Below are 16,617 nucleotides of genomic sequence, written 5' to 3' on the forward strand. Positions count from 1 at the left end.
GTCTGAAGACAATATCAGGTGCGCAGCATTTTTGCAATATAGCAACAACAAAATTTATTAAATTTAGACAACCTGTAATCTAATTCCTTAGCCAATGTCAAATTCGCTGTTTCGTAAAAAGTCACTTGCCGCCATTATTAAAGATTCTAAAGAAGGATTTACTGAGGGTCATGAAACAGGGAGTATGCATAAGGTCTTGAAAGTAAAAGACCTTACGGCAATGGGAATAGCCGCAGTAATAGGAGCCGGTATCTTTTCAACTATTGGTGAGGCTTCCTTTCACGGTGGCCCTGCTGTTTCGATACTCTTCATTATTACGGCTGTTACCTGCGGTTTCTCTGCATTATGTTATGCAGAATTTGCAAGTAGGGTACCGGTATCAGGAAGTGCTTACACCTATTCCTATGTAACTTTTGGCGAACTGGCTGCCTGGGTTATTGGTTGGGCTTTAATATTGGAATATGCCATCGGTAATATAGCGGTGGCCATTAGCTGGAGCGGATATTTCAACAACTTATTACATGGCCTGGGATTAGACCTTCCTGTCTGGTTGGCAAGCAACTATGATAGTGCTACCCCTGAAATTATTGCAGCAGCTCCCAAGATAGCGGGTTTACCTATTATACTCAATCTACCTGCCTTTTTTGTTGTTGTACTCGTCACTTATCTCGCATATGTTGGTATTCAGGAAAGTAAACGTAGTGCCAATCTGATGGTGGCGCTCAAGATTCTGGTTATCCTGTTTGTGATTGTAGTAGGCTTTTTTTACGTTAACACCTCCAATTGGCATCCTTTTATGCCAAATGGATTTTCAGGCGTTTTAAATGGTGTTTCTGCCGTATTTTTTGCATATATCGGTTTTGATGCAGTAAGTACAACAGCCGAAGAGTGTGCTAACCCACAGCGGGATCTGCCTAAAGGAATGATTTACTCTCTGATAATCTGTACAGTATTATATATTCTGATCTCATTTGTGCTGACAGGGATGGTACCGTTTACCTCCTTAAATGTGGCTGATCCATTGGCATTTGTATTCGATAAAGTAGGGTTGACCTGGATTAGTTATATTATTTCCGTGAGCGCTGTAATAGCAACTATGAGTGTGCTGTTGGTGTTTCAGATTGGCCAGCCAAGAATTTGGATGAGTATGAGCAGAGATGGATTACTGCCAAAGAAATTCAGTAAAATCCACCCACGCTTCAAAACTCCTTCCTTTGCAACCATTATTACAGGTATAATCGTAGGAATTCCGGCTCTTTTCCTTAACCTTACTATCGTTACAGATCTTACAAGTATAGGTACCTTGTTTGCCTTTATCCTGGTTTGTGGAGGGGTATTATTGCTGCCAAGAGAGGAAAAAGCTACAACCAAACGTTTTCAACTTCCATATATCAATGGCCGGATTATCGTACCAGCAATAGTTATTCTGTTTGCGGTATTATTCAGAAGCGGATTAGCCGAAAAGCTATCCTTCAGTGGTGGCTGGGAGGTATGGAAACATAATATCCCATTCTTTTTATTCGTGATAGCCACTATTATCATGACTTATTTTTCCTTCACAAAGAAACTTTCACTTATTCCGGTTTTGGGTATGTTAAGCTGTTTTTATCTGATGACAGAAATAGGGCTTAAAAACTGGGTCGTTTTCAGCATTTGGTTACTCATAGGTTTAACAATTTATTTTGGGTATAGCTACTACAATAGCAAGCTGAAAAACGCTGTTAACTCGTAATAGTTTAGTAACTTCATAGTAGCTCTTTGATCCTAAAATTTTTATTTTATGAACACGCTACAACGGATTGAACACTGGGGGGATACACATCATCCCAACTGGCTGAGTGCTATACGCATTCTGCTGGGGATTTTTCTAATGGCTGTGGGTATAAAGTTTGTAATGGACAGGAATGCACTCATAGCCGTAATTAATCAGAATCCCGGCTTAGCCGCATTGTCGGTAATGTTGGGTCACTACGTAGTTTTTGCCCATTGTGTTGGTGGGCTGTTTATTGCAATGGGGTTATTTACCAGATTAGCTGCATTATTGAATATTCCGGTATTAATAGGCGCTGTATTTTTTGTTCATTCCCCAACGGGATTGTTTAGCGAATATCAGCTCCTTGGACTTTCAATATTAGTATTAGCATTATTAATTCTTTTCGTAATTGAGGGTAGTGGCCGTATTTCAGTAGATGAATACATGCGGAGACATCCCGGAAGAGAATTCAGAGATAAGTATATAGACTTTTAAGTTCTTCCAAAAACAAAGTAATTAAAGGCATAAAATCTTAAGGGTTTTATGCCTTTTTGCTTTCTGGCAACCCATCTCCTAAAAATGCTGCTTTGCAGCTTTGAGAGAAAAAAATACTTTTGCATCTGAAGAATGCAATTATGAAATATCAAATAGGCGATAAAATATTACTGTTGAGCACTAAGGAAGAGGGCACAGTAGTGGATATAGTGAATGATAATATGGTGATGATTGAATTAAAAGGAACCTCTTTCCCTGTTTATTTAGATCAGATCGATTTTCCATACTTCCATAGGTTTACCCAACAAAAATTGGTAAAAGACAAACCTAAATTAGTACCAGGGGATGAGATCAAAGTAGACCGACGTAAGTATGAAGTTTTTAAAACTGATAAGGGTGTTTTCTTATCGGTTTTGCCTGTATATGAAACAGATGGTTATGATGAAGTTGTTAAATTGATGAAATTCCATCTGTTTAATGATACTCCGCATGCTATGAGATTCTATTTCCAGATATGGCTGAATAACCAGCTGGATATGGAAATCAAGAATGAAATTCTTCCATACAATCACTTTTATTTGGCAGATCTTTTATTCCCTTACCTGAATGATAATCCAAGATTTGAGTTTACTTTCTTCCTGAAAGAACCTCAGCCCGGATTGGCACCTTCTGTTAAGAAAACCTGGAAAATTAAGCCAAAGCAGATGTTTGTGCAGTTGGAAGAACTAAGAGCTAAAGCTGAAGCTACTTTAACCTATACATTATTCGATAAGTTTCCACCCAAAGAACCAGATCCGGTTCCTCAGCCAGAACCTTCGAAGAAAAAGTCGGCTCCTATTACCAGTATAGGTTCAGGCAATTTTGCAAGCCTACTGAGCAAAATTCAGTTACAGCCTGAAACTACAGTTGTACCGCAGCAGGAAGTGGATTTGCATATCGAAGCATTAGAGAAGAATCATAAAGGAATGAGCAATATTGCTATTCTGGCGGTTCAGTTGAATGCATTTCAACGGTATCTGGATTTAGCCATCAGTCATCATCAGCATAGTTTGGTGGTGATTCATGGAGTGGGTAAGGGCAAACTGAAGGAGGAAATTCATAATATTCTCCGACGTACTCCGGAAGTAGCCAATTTTGTGAATCAGTACCATGCAAAATATGGGTATGGGGCCACTGAGATCACTTTTCGCTAAAGTATTGATTTACTGAGAGATTTAATCTATATCTTTGTAATTAACTACAAACCGTGCTACCGCTTCATTGATAAGATGACGAGGAAAGTCCGGACAGCGTAGAGCAACGCACCACCTAACTGGTGGGTCCTGGCAGCCGCCAGGAACAGCTAGTGCCGCAGAAAATAACCGCCTCTGCTCTGTAGAGGTAAGGGTGAAAATGTGGGGTAAGAGCCCACGGCATTGACAGGTAACTGTTAGAGCGGGTAAACCTTGCGTGCTGAAATGCCATGTATACGGTCGTTTGAGGGCTGCTCGTCCGAGACCGAGGGTAGGCAGATACAGACAACGTGTGAGCGTTGTCGCAGATAAATGGTAGCATCTCTACTTCGTAGAGAACAGAATCCGGCTTACAGGTTTGTAGTTTTTTATTTTCCTTTTGAAAATCTGAAATAACCCCTTTATCTTCCATAATAATTTTAATATCTCTATCATATGGATCAAAAAGATGAACGTACCTGGGGCACCTTGGTACATTTAGCCGGTATTGTCGGCATTTCCATTATACCCAGGGTCGGTAATGTTATTGCTGTGCTCATTCTCTGGATTTTAAAACGTAACGAATCCAAATGGTACGATGAGCAGGGAAAGGAAGCTATTAATTTTCAGATCACTATCAGTATAGTGCTGGTTGGCCTGAATGTTATAAGCAGCATCAGAGACGGATTTTGGGAGTTGGGTTCAATGTGGTGGTCACATGGCTTTACCATTTTCCACTGGAGGAATAGCGGGTTGGAAGGTATAATAATGGTGGTAAACATAATCTTTAGCATAGTGGCTGCAATTAAAGCCAGCAAAGGAGAAAGCTATAAGTACCCATTAAGTTTACGCCTGGTAAAGTAAGATGTTTCTTAAATAAGAATGCCCCTTTCATATAGCCATTAACGGTTGATGAAAGGGGCAATTTATTTTTAATAAACCAACTAGTTTTTATTAACTGTTTTCAACTTTGGTTTATGTTGTTTCTTTTTCACATTCTCGCCTTTCAGAGTAGCAGCTAATTTCAACGCTTCATAGGTATTAACTATGCCACCAGATTTAGAGAGTTCAGAAAATTCTACCTGTTCGTCTTTTGTGCCTGGTTTGGTTACCATTTTGGTGCCATCCGGTAAAGGAGTAGCGCTTTTTTCCAACACATATTTCAGCTGTTGAGCACTGAGGTCCGGATAATAGGATAATACCAGTGCAGCTACACCGGCTACTACAGGGGAAGCCATACTGGTTCCGCTGGCAGATCTGTAAGTATTTCCTCCTGGTACTGTGGAGTAGATCTGTACACCTGGTGCAAATAAATCGACCTCACTTTTCCCGTAATTCGAGAAGTTGGCTACTTTATCATTTCCTCTGCCTGTGCTGCTTGCACCAACAGTGATGAAATTGCTTGCTTTACCACCACTCAAATAGTTAGGGTTAGGGTAGTTTGGAATTGAATCATTGTTGTTGCCATCATTTCCGGCTGCATGAATCAATAAAACCCCTTTGGATTCTGCATATTTTACAGCATCATCTACCCAGTCCTTATGAGGAGAAAATGGCTTTCCAAAGCTCATATTAATGATTTGGGCACCATTGTCAACCGCATAGCGGATCGCCAATGCAACGTCTTTATCTCTTTCATCTCCATCCGGAACAGCTTTTACGAACATGATCCTTACGTTATCTGCTACACCGTCGATACCTACTCCGTTGTTACGGGCAGCGCCAATGATACCGGAAACGTGGGTTCCATGGAAACCAAATTTACCCATCACATCATTATTTCCGTATTTGTTGTCGTTGATATCTTCGAGATTATCACCAACAATTCTTTGTCTGTTGGCATTTGGAGGAGTATCACTTGCCTGAGCTTTTCTCTTCAGGTCTTTCATATACTCATCGAATTCTGTTTTGAATTCCTGGAAGGTTGGAGCCTCTCCAGGAGTACTCTTCAACAGTCTGTTCATGAAGTTGCGAGCCAGCAAAACATCCTGATTGGTTGTTTGGATGCTGTCTAGTTCCCCAACAGTAAAATCATCCTTGCCCAGGAAGTTTTTCAGGATAGATTCGCATTTATTTACGTTTTCCTGCACCTTAGCCATGCTACGGTACTCCATTTTTTCCTGGGTATTGGATTGTTCTATCTTCACTTTAACTTGCTGCCAGATAGCATAATCCTTATTATCCTGCGTTAAAGCAGAATCCGGGTTATGATATTTATCTTTTATTCTGAAATATTCTCTGGCTGCCTCTTCAGAATCTTCCTGCAAACTGCTGCCATCTTTACCTCCGAGGAAGTTCCAGCCATGTATATCGTCGATATATCCGTTGTGATCATCATCTTTTCCGTTTCCAGGTATTTCGCGCGGATTAGTCCACAATACCGATTTGAGATCTTCGTGTAAAGTATCAATTCCGGAGTCAATAACAGCTACAATAACTGGGGTGCTTTTTTTGCCTTTTAACAATTCTTTGTAGGCTTTTTCTGTAGATGTACCGTAGACACTATCAACTTCGTAAGTTAACAAATGCCAATTTTTCGGTAATGGGCCTTTACTTTGAGCTGAAGCATTCACTGTAAAAGTTGTCATCAATGCCAGGCAACCAGCGAAGATTGCCACCTCTCGACTAAACAATTTCATGTTCTATAATTTTCCCGATATTTAAAAGTATCATGATAATGATAAAGGTATACAAAAAGCCGCTATTACATTAAACTTTAATGATAAACGTACAAAAGGTAGGTTGATTGGAGCGTTAAAAACACGTTAATTCTCTTATCATTTAATTTAAGCTAACTCATTGAAATTCGGGAAAGTATGAAAATTTAGCAGGGGAGAGGATTTTAGCCTTAGAGGTCGATTAATGAGCTTACCACTGATCATTATATTGTTTGGGTGAAAACTTCATTATTGTAGTTTTAGGATGTTCTTTTACCCCATACCCCAATTACTCATCCCCAAAACTATTTCCATATTTTAACAAAACCCATTTCACTCATCATTAATCATTAAACTATCAGTCATGTTGAAAACTCTTATGATGGCCGTATTATTTGCTGCCGGTACATTAGTAGCAAAGGCCGATCCGGAAGAAACCACCATTATTTTTGTGAATTCAGCTGAAACGGAAAGTTCCCCCTCTTCAGATCCAGGTTTAAGCACCAACGGACAGGATCAGGCAAAAAGCCTGGTAGATGTATTAGAAGGAATGGAAATCGCAAACATTTACACAACTTATGCAAATCGATCTGTTGCCACAGTTACTCCCTTAGCGGAGCATCGTAAGCAAAAACTCGAATACTTTCGGTTAAACGGAGACCAGGAGCTTACGGCTAGTATTTTAAAGGACATGATAAACAGAAACAAGGGAAAAACCATTGTAATTTGTAGCGATCCCGAGCTTGTAGCATCCTTAATTAGAGAGGCCGGAGTGAAAGGGAAGGATGCCAAATCCTTACATGATAAGGGTTGCGGAAAGGCGTTACTGGTAAAAGTCAATAAAGGAAAGCCGGCAGTAGCACAAACGTTGAATATGAATTCTCAGAAAAAAGTTTAATATTTATAGTCGGAAGGGTAATTAATGGCTTCCGCTATTAGCTACTTTTCTCATAAGCATGGTTTCCGTTTAACGAAAAGCGGGGTTCTCTAACCTCGCTACTATTTTTAAGATCATGCTTTGCCGGCTAATGGCATTAATTGTTTGTTTAAACGATCAAGAAATAGAATTGTTTATCAATCGCTTTTAAAAATCTGATCGGAAGCCTCTCCCTTCATGAAAATTAAAAGCTCCGGGGCAAAAGCCTCGGAGCTGCAAAAAAAAGCATTACTTAATCTATTAAAAATCAAACTTAATTCCCTGAGCTAAAGGTAAGCTCGTAGAATAATTGATTGTATTAGTCTGACGTCTCATGTATGCTTTCCAGGCATCAGAGCCACTTTCTCTTCCTCCTCCTGTTTCTTTTTCACCTCCGAAAGCACCACCAATTTCAGCGCCTGAAGTACCAATATTCACATTGGCAATTCCACAATCAGAACCGGCATTGGAAAGGAATTGTTCTGCTTCCCGCAGGTTTAAAGTCATGATAGCTGACGATAACCCCTGTGGTACATCATTTTGCATGGCAATTGCCTGATCCAGCGTCTGATATTTCATTACGTAGAGGATTGGGGCAAATGTTTCGTGCTGAACTATATCGTAGGTATTCTCCACTGCTGCAATGCATGGTTTTACATAGCATCCGGATTCGTATCCCGGGCCACTTAAAACACCGCCTTCCACAACAAAGCTGCCGCCCTGTTGCTTAATTTGTTCTATAGAGTCTAAGTAAGCGTTTACAGCTGCTTTATCGATCAATGGGCCTACATGGTTATGTTGATCCAATGGATTACCAATTCTCAGCTGTGCATAGGCTTTTGCTAATTTGGCAACAAAGCTGTCGTAAACACTTTCATGAATGATTAATCTGCGGGTGGAAGTACATCTTTGTCCGGCTGTTCCTACCGCGCCAAATACGGCACCGATCAACGACATATCCAGGTCGGCATCGGCGCTGATGATGATGGCATTGTTTCCACCTAATTCGAGTAATGAACGGCCTAATCTTTCACCCACGGCAGCTCCCACCGCCTTACCCATTCTGGTGGAACCTGTGGCAGAAACCAATGGAATACGCTTGTCGTGAGCCATCCATTCACCGGCATCCCTGCCGCCGGTGATCAGGCAGCATACTCCTTCCGGAACATGGTTGGCTGCAAAAACCTTAGCTACGATATGCTGACAAGCCAGGGCTGTTACAGGTGTTTTCTCTGAAGGCTTCCAGATGCAAACATTTCCGCAAACCCAGGCCAGCATACTGTTCCAGCTCCAAACCGCCACAGGGAAGTTGAAGGCAGAAATAATGGCAGTAATACCCAGTGGGTGCCACTGCTCATACATGCGGTGACCAGGGCGCTCCGAATGCATGGTTAAACCATGTAATTGTCTGGATAACCCAACAGCCAGGTCGCAGATATCAATCATTTCCTGTACTTCTCCATAGCCTTCCTGAAGGCTTTTACCCATTTCATAAGACACCAGTTTGCCCAAATGCTCTTTATTGGCACGGAGGGCTTCCCCAATTTGTCTTACTACTTCGCCACGTTTAGGAGCCGGCCAGGTACGCCATACTTTAAAGGCTTCCTGGGCCACAGCTACTACCTGATCATAATCTTCACGGGTAGCTGTTTTAACGGTTGCAATCTCTTTATTATCTACAGGAGAAACAGAGGTAATAGCCTCACCATGTGCGGCTAACCAGTGCTGACCAGTGCTTACGCCACTTTGGGATGGCGCAATATCAAATATTTTTAAAATGTCTTCAGCCATTATATTGGTGTATTATCAAACTAAATTAGGAACTTTTTTTTGTTTGGGTTGAGTAGGTGCTTTCGAAAATCTTATCGGCATTCCCTGTTTCGAATCCTTCCCGGCGATGTTCTCTTTTAATTTCGTCGCTCTGTAGGTGCTGAAAAGCTGGTAGAACCTTCCTTTCGGCAAATTCTACATACGAACCTGCTATTGGAAATACTTCTCCATTTGCGAAGGTGGCATCAATCATCTTTGCCACTGTGCTGGATTGTAGCAGATTACCATCCGGACTGGTTTTTATTTTTCCACCGGCATCATTAAGGATGAAGCCATGTTTTTCGAGGAAGTTATTGAATTCAGCGATGGTATTATATCCGGCTGGCAGATTATGAACACTTACGGTGAAGTGGTTGAGGTAATATCTGTTGTAGATAACCCAGGCGGCATACTCGCTTTCTGCTGCAAGCGCCTTGAAATCTGCCAGGGTAGGGGTGCGCCATAGAGCACTATGCAAAAATTTATCTACGGCTTTGGCATCATCCAGATCCAGGTTGTTTACCGGATCACTTACCACTTCATTGGTATAGCTTTGAATGATTTGCTGTGCATTTTCACTTAATTCACTTACCCTTAATTCACTGATGAAAATACGTGGATATTGAGGTGCCGGAGGTGCATACCACCAGGCATCCAGCTTTTTACCGGCGAAATAAAATTTCTCTCTTTTGGTATAACCGTAATGCAGAAATATTTTTTCCAGAGATTGTACACCCAACTGTGGAACTCCCATTGTTCTGAAAGCAATATGATCGTTTTCGATATCATCGGCTTTGCTGATAATGCCTTCACTGATCATAGCTTTAATAACAGCTTCAACGTCCGGAACCCTTTGCTGATAGCGTTCCATTAAACCATTTAAAACATCTTGTAACATAGTTGTTGCATTCTAGTTATAGTATACCGCAAAACGGTTATTGATCAAATCATTAAAAGAAACATCTTCCTGACGGATAAATCCTTCTTTTGGAAGTATCCCTTTGGCGTGCAGATCAATAACTGCACATGCAGCTCCGGCAGTGGTAAGCTGAATGGCTGTAAAATCAGTTCCTTCAATAAGCTGATTATAGATCTTACGGGAATAGGAACGTTGAACAGAACGACCATTTATAGTACCAGAAACCGATACAAATACCAGTACCACATCCTGAGGGGTGAAAGGTATGCTATCTTCCATTATTTCCTTCAGCGTCTCTCTTTTTTTATTCAATTTTAACTCATTCAATAAAATCTTCATAAGATGGCAATGGCCAGGATACCTTACAGTTTTATAGTCGAGATTATATACTTTATTTTCTAATATTTCGGCCAGTGCACCTAATCCGCCAGAGGTATTAAAGGCTTCATATTCTATACCGTCGAGGGCAAAACGTTCGTATCCTTCCAAAGGCATTACTTCCTTGCGAGTGCCTTCGTAGATGGCATCACACGGGTTGCAGTATTCATTGATTAAACCGTCTGTACTCCAGGTGAGGTTATACATAAGGCTGTTTGTCGGGAACTGTGGGAGGGCGCCAACACGCAGGCGTACGGCTTCCAGGGTATCAAATTGTTTGGCAATATCATGCGCTGCAATACTGATAAAACCAGGTGCCAGGCCGCACTGAGGCATAAAGCTAACATCCGATTTTGCCGCAATCTCACGTATTGCATTGGTAGTGGCTACATCTTCAGTGAGATCGAAATAATGTGTATGTGCTTTAGCTGCTGCGTCAGCTATTTTTACATTCAGGAAGAAAGGGCAGGCACTTAAAACCATATCTTCACTCTGTAAGGCTTGTTGCAGGGCCGTAGCATTATTTACATCCAGCTTTAATTTACGTATACGGGCGTCCGTATTTTTTTGTAGCAATGCTTCATTGCTATCGGCTAACGTAACTACGTAATCGCCCGATTGTTGTAAAAGAAATGCAGCAGTTTCGCCAATCTTACCGGCGCCAATAATCATAACACGTTTCATAAAGTGAATTTTTTGCTGATGGAAACTCTATATAGTTTTAATTTTACGTATAGGCGTTACCGTTAACAATCAGGCATGTTGTTAAACAGATATAATAATCATCAAAATATTATATCAATCCAACATCATTACAAATGCATACAAGCATGTATAACAATGATGAAATACAACACGACTAACCGTTTCAGCGGTTTGTGAAAAAATAAATCAGGAATAGAAAATTTGTAAGTAATACTACTTAAGGCACATGGGAGCAGGTGCTCCTGAGATAGGAAAGTAAAGAAAGCTGTATGTTTAACAGATAATTCATTTGTCTACCTAAAGTATCAAACAAATATAAGTAAATAGAATGAAAACAACCTAAACAATTTCTTAATGTTTGTTTTTAGGATGATTGACACTTACTTTTTTAAGGTTAAAAACCAATGTTTCTATCCAACAAAATCAATAAAACGCTTAAATGAATTTCAGCGATTGGAAGATCAGGAGAAGTAGTATGGGGTTAAATAAGAAGCAGATTGTTTAACTCAACCAATCTGCTTCTCTTATTTTAATATTGTTCATTCTCATTAGGGAAGTCGTTAGACTTAACATCCTGAATATAGGACCTTGTAGCGCCCAATATCACCTCATAAAGATCGAGGTATCTGCGAAGGAAACGAGGCTTAAATTCCTTATTGATGCCCAGCATATCATGCATCACCAGTACTTGTCCGTCTACATATTTACCTGCACCGATACCGATGGTAGGAATGCCCAGCGCTTCAGAAACTCTTTGGCCTAATTGAGCGGGAATCTTCTCCAGCACGATACCAAAACATCCTGCTTCTTCCAATAGCTTGGCATCAGCTATCAGTTTTTTGGCTTCATCTTCATCAGTAGCTCTAACGGCGTAAGTGCCAAATTTATAGATCGATTGAGGAGTTAAGCCCAGGTGGCCCAATACGGGAATACCAGCAGAAATAATACGTTTTACCGACTCAATGATTTCTTCTCCGCCTTCAATTTTAACGCCATGAGCCCCGGTTTCTTTCATAATCCGAACCGCCGATTGCAATGCTTCCTTTGAATTGCCCTGATAAGATCCAAAAGGCAGATCTACCACTACAAAACAGCGATTTATTGCTCTTACAACTGAAGAAGCATGATAAATCATCTGGTCTAATGTAATAGGAAGGGTTGTTTCATGTCCTGCCATTACATTGGAAGCCGAATCACCGACTAACAGCATATCAATACCTGCATCATCAAAAATACGAGCCATTGAATAGTCGTATGCAGTAAGCATGGAGATTTTTACACCATCATGCTTCATCTTTCGCAATGTGTGAGTGGTGACGCGCTTAATTTCTTTGTGAACAGACATAAGCAGTTGTCTTTGTAGTTAATAATAACTGCAAAGGTTACAATATAATTAGATAAATGAAAAAGTTTTTTATGTGCGGCCGGGGATTTGGGCACTTGCTGCAATCTCTTCGTACAGCGCGTGTATCAGGCCATCGGCCAACCCAATTTTAGGAACATAGATCTCATCTGTGTTGGCCCATCTCATAATGTTGATATAGATCTGTAGAGCAGGAACAATAACGTCGGCTCTGTCTTCCCTGATATTGTAAAAGTGTATGCGTTCCTGTACGGTGAAGTTGCTGAATTCTTTATAATAATCTTTAAGGACCTCCAATGTTAATGGCTTGCCTTCCTTACGTTTCGACAGTGAAAAGATTTTATTGATGTTGCCACCGGAACCAATAGCAATAACAGGATCAGTATTTTTCAGCTGAGCTTTCAGGAAGTCTTTCAGTTGTTGCCACTGTGTATCGGTAACCTGCTGATGTAAAAGCCTGATGGTACCTATATCAAAAGATTCTTTAAAAACCGGCTGGCCTTTGCTGTAAAGCGCAACTTCAGTACTACCACCACCAACATCGATGTACAGATAAGATTTTGACTTATCCATAGTTTCTGCGATGTGGTTCTCGAAAATGAAAGCTGCTTCTTCCTGGCCGGTAATAACACTGATCTCAATTCCGGTTTCATCTTTAACCCGTTCGATCAGGTGATTGCCGTTACTGGCGCCGCGCATCGCTGAGGTAGCACAGGCTTTCAGATATTTGACCTCATAAACATCCAGCAACAGTTTATATGCTTTGATCGTACTGATCAGGTGTTCGGCTCTTTTTTCTGAAATATAACCACTGTCGAATACGTCTAAGCCCAATCTTAAAGGAACTCTCACCAGATTAACCTTGGTGAAGTCGATAATCCCTTTAGTATTGGGCGATACTTCTGTTATAAGCAGCCTTGCGGCGTTAGAACCTATATCGATAGCAGCTAGTTTCATCTATTGATCTTTAAGTAAGCAGCAAAGTTAAAAAAATTGAAATTAATGGTATTGCTTCTCACTCAAATACTTGTATATCTCAATTTGTGTTCTTACTTTTTTATCACCTTCTGTTTTGTATTCATTCTTCTGATCGTTATCCAGGATCCGGGATTTAACGTTTCCGCTAAGCTGGATATTCATGATATCGACCAGCTCCTGACGTATAGCCGGGTCCGTAATTTGAACGGCTGCTTCTACCCGGTGATCCAGGTTTCGGATCATCCAGTCACAGGAGGCGATGTATACCTTTTCCTGGCCACCATGATGGAAAATAAATACCCTGGCATGTTCCAGATATTCATCTACGATACTTACGGCCATGATGTTTTTCTTCCACTTTTTATTTTCGGTATAAGCGCAGCAAATTCCCCGTATCACCATTTTTACGTTTACCCCGAATTTAGCCGCCTCATATAATTTACCAATCAGAACAGCATCTGAAAGCGAGTTCATTTTAATGGTAATGGCTGCTTTCTTATTATGTTTTGCGTTTTTAATCTCTCTGTCTATCAGTTTCAGGAAGGTATCCCTCATGTTGGTAGGGCTTACAGGTAATGTTTTACATTCCTGCAGAATTCTCACATCATGCCTGGTGTTTTCGAGGTAGGAAAAGATCCTGTTAATATCAGCCATAATTGCCCGGTTGGAGGTAAGCAGGCAGTGATCACCATAAATCCTGGCAGTTTTTTCATTCAGATTCCCGGTACTGATAAATCCGCATTGAATGGTTTTATTGCCAATCCTTTTCTTGATAACGCAAAGTTTGGCGTGAACTTTCATATCAGGAACTCCCAGGAATACCTTAACGCCTTCTTCCTCCAATCTCGATTTCCAATCTATGTTGGCAGCTTCGTCAAACCTGGCCCTGAGTTCCAGTACCACAGTAACCTGCTTGCCGTTTCTGACAGCATTAATGAGGGCATTTATAACTTTTGAGTTACGTGCCAGTCTGTACGCTGTTATTTTGATGGAAGAAACGTTTGGATCAATGGCTGCTTCCCGGAGTAAGTCGATGATAGTATCAAAAGAATGATAAGGGAAATGCAGCATCACATCGTGACGTTGGATTACATGCATTACACTTGGAGCATTCTGAAAAAGCGGATGAATAAAGGTTTTACGATGAGTATGAGGCGGGAAGATCGACTCAGGGAAGCTCATGAAATCCTTAAAGTTATGAATTCTGGCGCCGGGGATGAGGTTGTCTTTCCCTGATAAGCCCTGGCGGCGCATGAGATATTCGAGCAATAAAGGATCAATTTCCTTGTCGTACACAAAGCGCACGGGTTTACCCTTCCGGCGGTCTTTAAGCCCTTTTTCCAGCTGATGGATCAAACTATCGGAAACATCATTGTCAATGTCTAATTCGGCATCTCTGGTCACTTTAATGATATGTGCAGAGAACTTATCGTACCCGAAGTAAACAAAGATGTTTGGGAGGCAGAAACGGATGAGGTCTTCCAGCAGAATAATATCATGCTCTCCTGGTTTGGAGGGGAGGATGATAAACCGGGGTAATACATTGGTAGGAATTTCTATCAATGCAAATTTCTGGCGTACGGAGTTATCTTGTCTGGCCAGTACTATGGCCAGGTAAATTGATTTATCGCGAAGAATAGGGAATTGTTGGATACTTTCTATCATCAAAGGGATGATATTCGTGCGTACCTGCTCGTTGAAATAGTTGAGAACGAACTTTTGCTGTTCCTTATTCAGTTGTTTTTCGGTGCGGAGATAGATATGCTGGGATTCCATTTCCTTAGCGATATCTTTCCAGACGTGATCAAATTCCTGTTGTTGTTCGATTACTTTATTTTGAATTTCCTGTAAGATTTTATCAGGATTTTCTTCCAGGTGCATTTTAGCAGTTTTGCCAAAAGACATCATTCTTTTAAGTGTGGCAACTCTTACTCTGAAGAATTCATCGAGGTTATTGGAGAAAATTCCAAGGAATCTGATTCGTTCGTGAAGGGGTACCGTTTTATCTGCAGCTTCCTGGAGTACCCGGGCATTAAATGCCAGCCAGCTGATATCTCTGGCAATGAGCCTTTTCTTTTCGGGAGGGGTACTTTTTTTTCGGGTCGTTTTCTTGGTTAATGATACATCCGGCATTGTAATATTATCAAAAGTCTCACCATTCGGCAAACGCATACAAACTATTTTACATTCAAAAAATTCACATCGTATTATAGATTGCGATGATACAGTTTTCAGGGTAAATACTGTATTAAATTAAAGTTAAGGAAAAAAGTGATGTATATCGCAAAGAGGCAAAGAAGCAAAGTAGCAAAGAATAAAAAGTGAATAATGATAAAAGCGGATGTTTTTTTAAAAAACATCCGCTTTTATCAAATAATTTCTTTGCTACTTTGCTTCTTTGCCTCTTTGCGAGAAAACAGATAATCCGATGAGGCTGATAATACCCAGTACAATTACGAGGGCAGTTTGAGCAGCCCAGATGATCCATCCGAAAGCAAAACCAATGGCATAGGGAATGCCGTATAATTCAAGTGTTTTTTGAACGAGGGGAGGGTAAGCTCCGATTCCGCCTGGAGTAACGATCATGCCTACACTACCAATCATGAGTACAGCTAGTGCGGCGCTAAGGCCCAGGTGGTTCGTTTCCTTAAGGCAGTAGAAGCCAATATAAACCTGTGAGAGGTAGCAGCCCCAGATAAGGATTGAATAAACGATGAACCATCCTTTATTCTTCATTTTACCGATTGAAAGAATTCCTTCCAGGATACCGCGGGCAAGATTTTTAACGGTAACGGCTACTTTGGAACGTGAAAATTTCCGAAGGAGCCAGGCAATGAGTACAATAACTAGAACCAGGATTCCAATTCCGGCCAGGATTTGTACCAGGTTGGCATTGGCGATTTTTTCGCTGAGTTTTTGAATGATTGTTTCATTGACGTAAGAGCCTAGCGTTTCGAGCTGTGAAAGTACGGTAAGTACCATGAGGAGGATAAGACAGAGCAGATCAACGGCACGTTCGGCGATCATGGTGCCTACGAGTTTATCGGCTGGCACTTTTTCGTAGCGTGCGATAACGCCGCAGCGGGTAACTTCTCCCAGACGGGGAATGGCCAGGTTTACGAGGTAACCTACCATAACAGCAAAAAAGGTGTTGAGAGTAGAAGGCTGATAGCCTAATGGCTTCATGAGGAATTTCCATCTAATGGCTCTGAACCAGTGACTGGCGATACCAATGATCATAGTTGGTATAAGTAGCCAGTAGTTGGCACTACGAAAAGCAGCATTGATTTGAGCCCATTGTTCCGGAGAAATACCTCTGGTAAACAGCCAAATAAGTAACACCCCTATGCCGAAAAAGCAAATAAACTTTAGAAGGTTTTTTAGTGCTTTAGGCATGTAGCAGGACTTTAGGGTTGATTAAAAAACAATAAAT

13 protein-coding genes and 1 other RNA gene are annotated in these 16,617 nt (G+C 41.0%); 6 read left to right on the forward strand and 8 right to left on the reverse strand.

Translation table 11 applies throughout. The features are described from left to right. Positions 1-94 precede the first annotated feature (94 nt). From DVR12_RS23185 to DVR12_RS23205, 5 genes are all read left to right on the forward strand, one after another. Complete coding sequence (locus tag DVR12_RS23185) at positions 95-1,732, forward strand: amino acid permease (protein ID WP_116978193.1); 1,638 nt, start codon at positions 95-97, stop codon at positions 1,730-1,732. 48 nt (positions 1,733-1,780) lie between these two features. Then, complete coding sequence (locus tag DVR12_RS23190) at positions 1,781-2,248, forward strand: DoxX family protein (RefSeq protein ID WP_116978194.1); 468 nt, start codon at positions 1,781-1,783, stop codon at positions 2,246-2,248. Positions 2,249-2,388: 140 nt separating this feature from the next. Further along, positions 2,389-3,441, forward strand: a complete 1,053-nt coding sequence (locus DVR12_RS23195; protein WP_116978195.1) for a Smr/MutS family protein — start codon at positions 2,389-2,391, stop codon at positions 3,439-3,441. 43 nt (positions 3,442-3,484) lie between these two features. Next, positions 3,485-3,849: RNase P RNA component class A (gene rnpB / locus DVR12_RS23200), an RNA gene on the forward strand. A 66-nt stretch (positions 3,850-3,915) separates the two neighbouring features. Further along, positions 3,916-4,323 carry a DUF4870 domain-containing protein gene (locus DVR12_RS23205; protein WP_116978196.1) on the forward strand — a complete coding sequence of 136 codons (408 nt, stop codon included), beginning with the start codon at positions 3,916-3,918 and terminating at the stop codon, positions 4,321-4,323. Between the two features lie 80 nt (positions 4,324-4,403). Here the strand turns inward: DVR12_RS23205 and DVR12_RS23210 are convergent, their stop codons facing one another. Beyond that, the gene (locus DVR12_RS23210; protein ID WP_199417182.1) at positions 4,404-6,098 is read right to left on the reverse strand and encodes a S8 family peptidase; all 1,695 of its coding nucleotides are present in this window, start codon (positions 6,096-6,098) and stop codon (positions 4,404-4,406) included. Between the two features lie 382 nt (positions 6,099-6,480). On the opposite strand from DVR12_RS23210, the gene DVR12_RS23215 reads away from it, so the two are divergent. Next, entirely contained in the window at positions 6,481-7,014 is a 534-nt protein-coding gene (locus tag DVR12_RS23215; RefSeq protein ID WP_116978197.1) for a histidine phosphatase family protein, read from the forward strand. Positions 7,015-7,293: 279 nt separating this feature from the next. Here DVR12_RS23215 and amaB read toward each other — a convergent pair whose 3' ends face one another. The 7 genes from amaB to DVR12_RS23250 all read right to left on the reverse strand — a co-directional run bounded on the left by amaB (position 7,294) and on the right by DVR12_RS23250 (position 16,580). Further along, positions 7,294-8,823 (reverse strand): L-piperidine-6-carboxylate dehydrogenase, encoded by a 1,530-nt coding sequence (gene amaB, locus DVR12_RS23220; protein ID WP_116978198.1) that lies wholly within the window; start codon positions 8,821-8,823, stop codon positions 7,294-7,296. A gap of 25 nt (positions 8,824-8,848) precedes the next feature. Further along, complete coding sequence (locus DVR12_RS23225; RefSeq protein ID WP_116978199.1) at positions 8,849-9,739, reverse strand: DUF1338 domain-containing protein; 891 nt, start codon at positions 9,737-9,739, stop codon at positions 8,849-8,851. Positions 9,740-9,751: 12 nt separating this feature from the next. Next, positions 9,752-10,822 carry a saccharopine dehydrogenase family protein gene (locus tag DVR12_RS23230; RefSeq protein ID WP_116978200.1) on the reverse strand — a complete coding sequence of 357 codons (1,071 nt, stop codon included), beginning with the start codon at positions 10,820-10,822 and terminating at the stop codon, positions 9,752-9,754. 550 nt (positions 10,823-11,372) lie between these two features. After that, on the reverse strand, positions 11,373-12,188 hold the full coding sequence (panB, locus tag DVR12_RS23235; RefSeq protein ID WP_116978201.1) for a 3-methyl-2-oxobutanoate hydroxymethyltransferase: 816 nt from the start codon (positions 12,186-12,188) through the stop codon (positions 11,373-11,375). Positions 12,189-12,257: 69 nt separating this feature from the next. Beyond that, on the reverse strand, positions 12,258-13,163 hold the full coding sequence (locus DVR12_RS23240; RefSeq protein WP_116978202.1) for a Ppx/GppA phosphatase family protein: 906 nt from the start codon (positions 13,161-13,163) through the stop codon (positions 12,258-12,260). Between the two features lie 42 nt (positions 13,164-13,205). Next, a complete protein-coding gene (gene ppk1, locus DVR12_RS23245) occupies positions 13,206-15,356 on the reverse strand; it encodes a polyphosphate kinase 1 (RefSeq protein WP_233522450.1) in 2,151 nt (716 codons plus the stop codon). A 213-nt stretch (positions 15,357-15,569) separates the two neighbouring features. Further along, positions 15,570-16,580: a lysylphosphatidylglycerol synthase transmembrane domain-containing protein gene (locus DVR12_RS23250; protein ID WP_116978203.1), complete on the reverse strand. Its 1,011-nt coding sequence runs from the start codon at positions 16,578-16,580 to the stop codon at positions 15,570-15,572. Positions 16,581-16,617: the final 37 nt, after the last annotated feature.

It is taken from the genome of Chitinophaga silvatica (assembly GCF_003419895.1).
Taxonomy (GTDB): Bacteria; Bacteroidota; Bacteroidia; order Chitinophagales; family Chitinophagaceae; genus Chitinophaga; species Chitinophaga silvatica.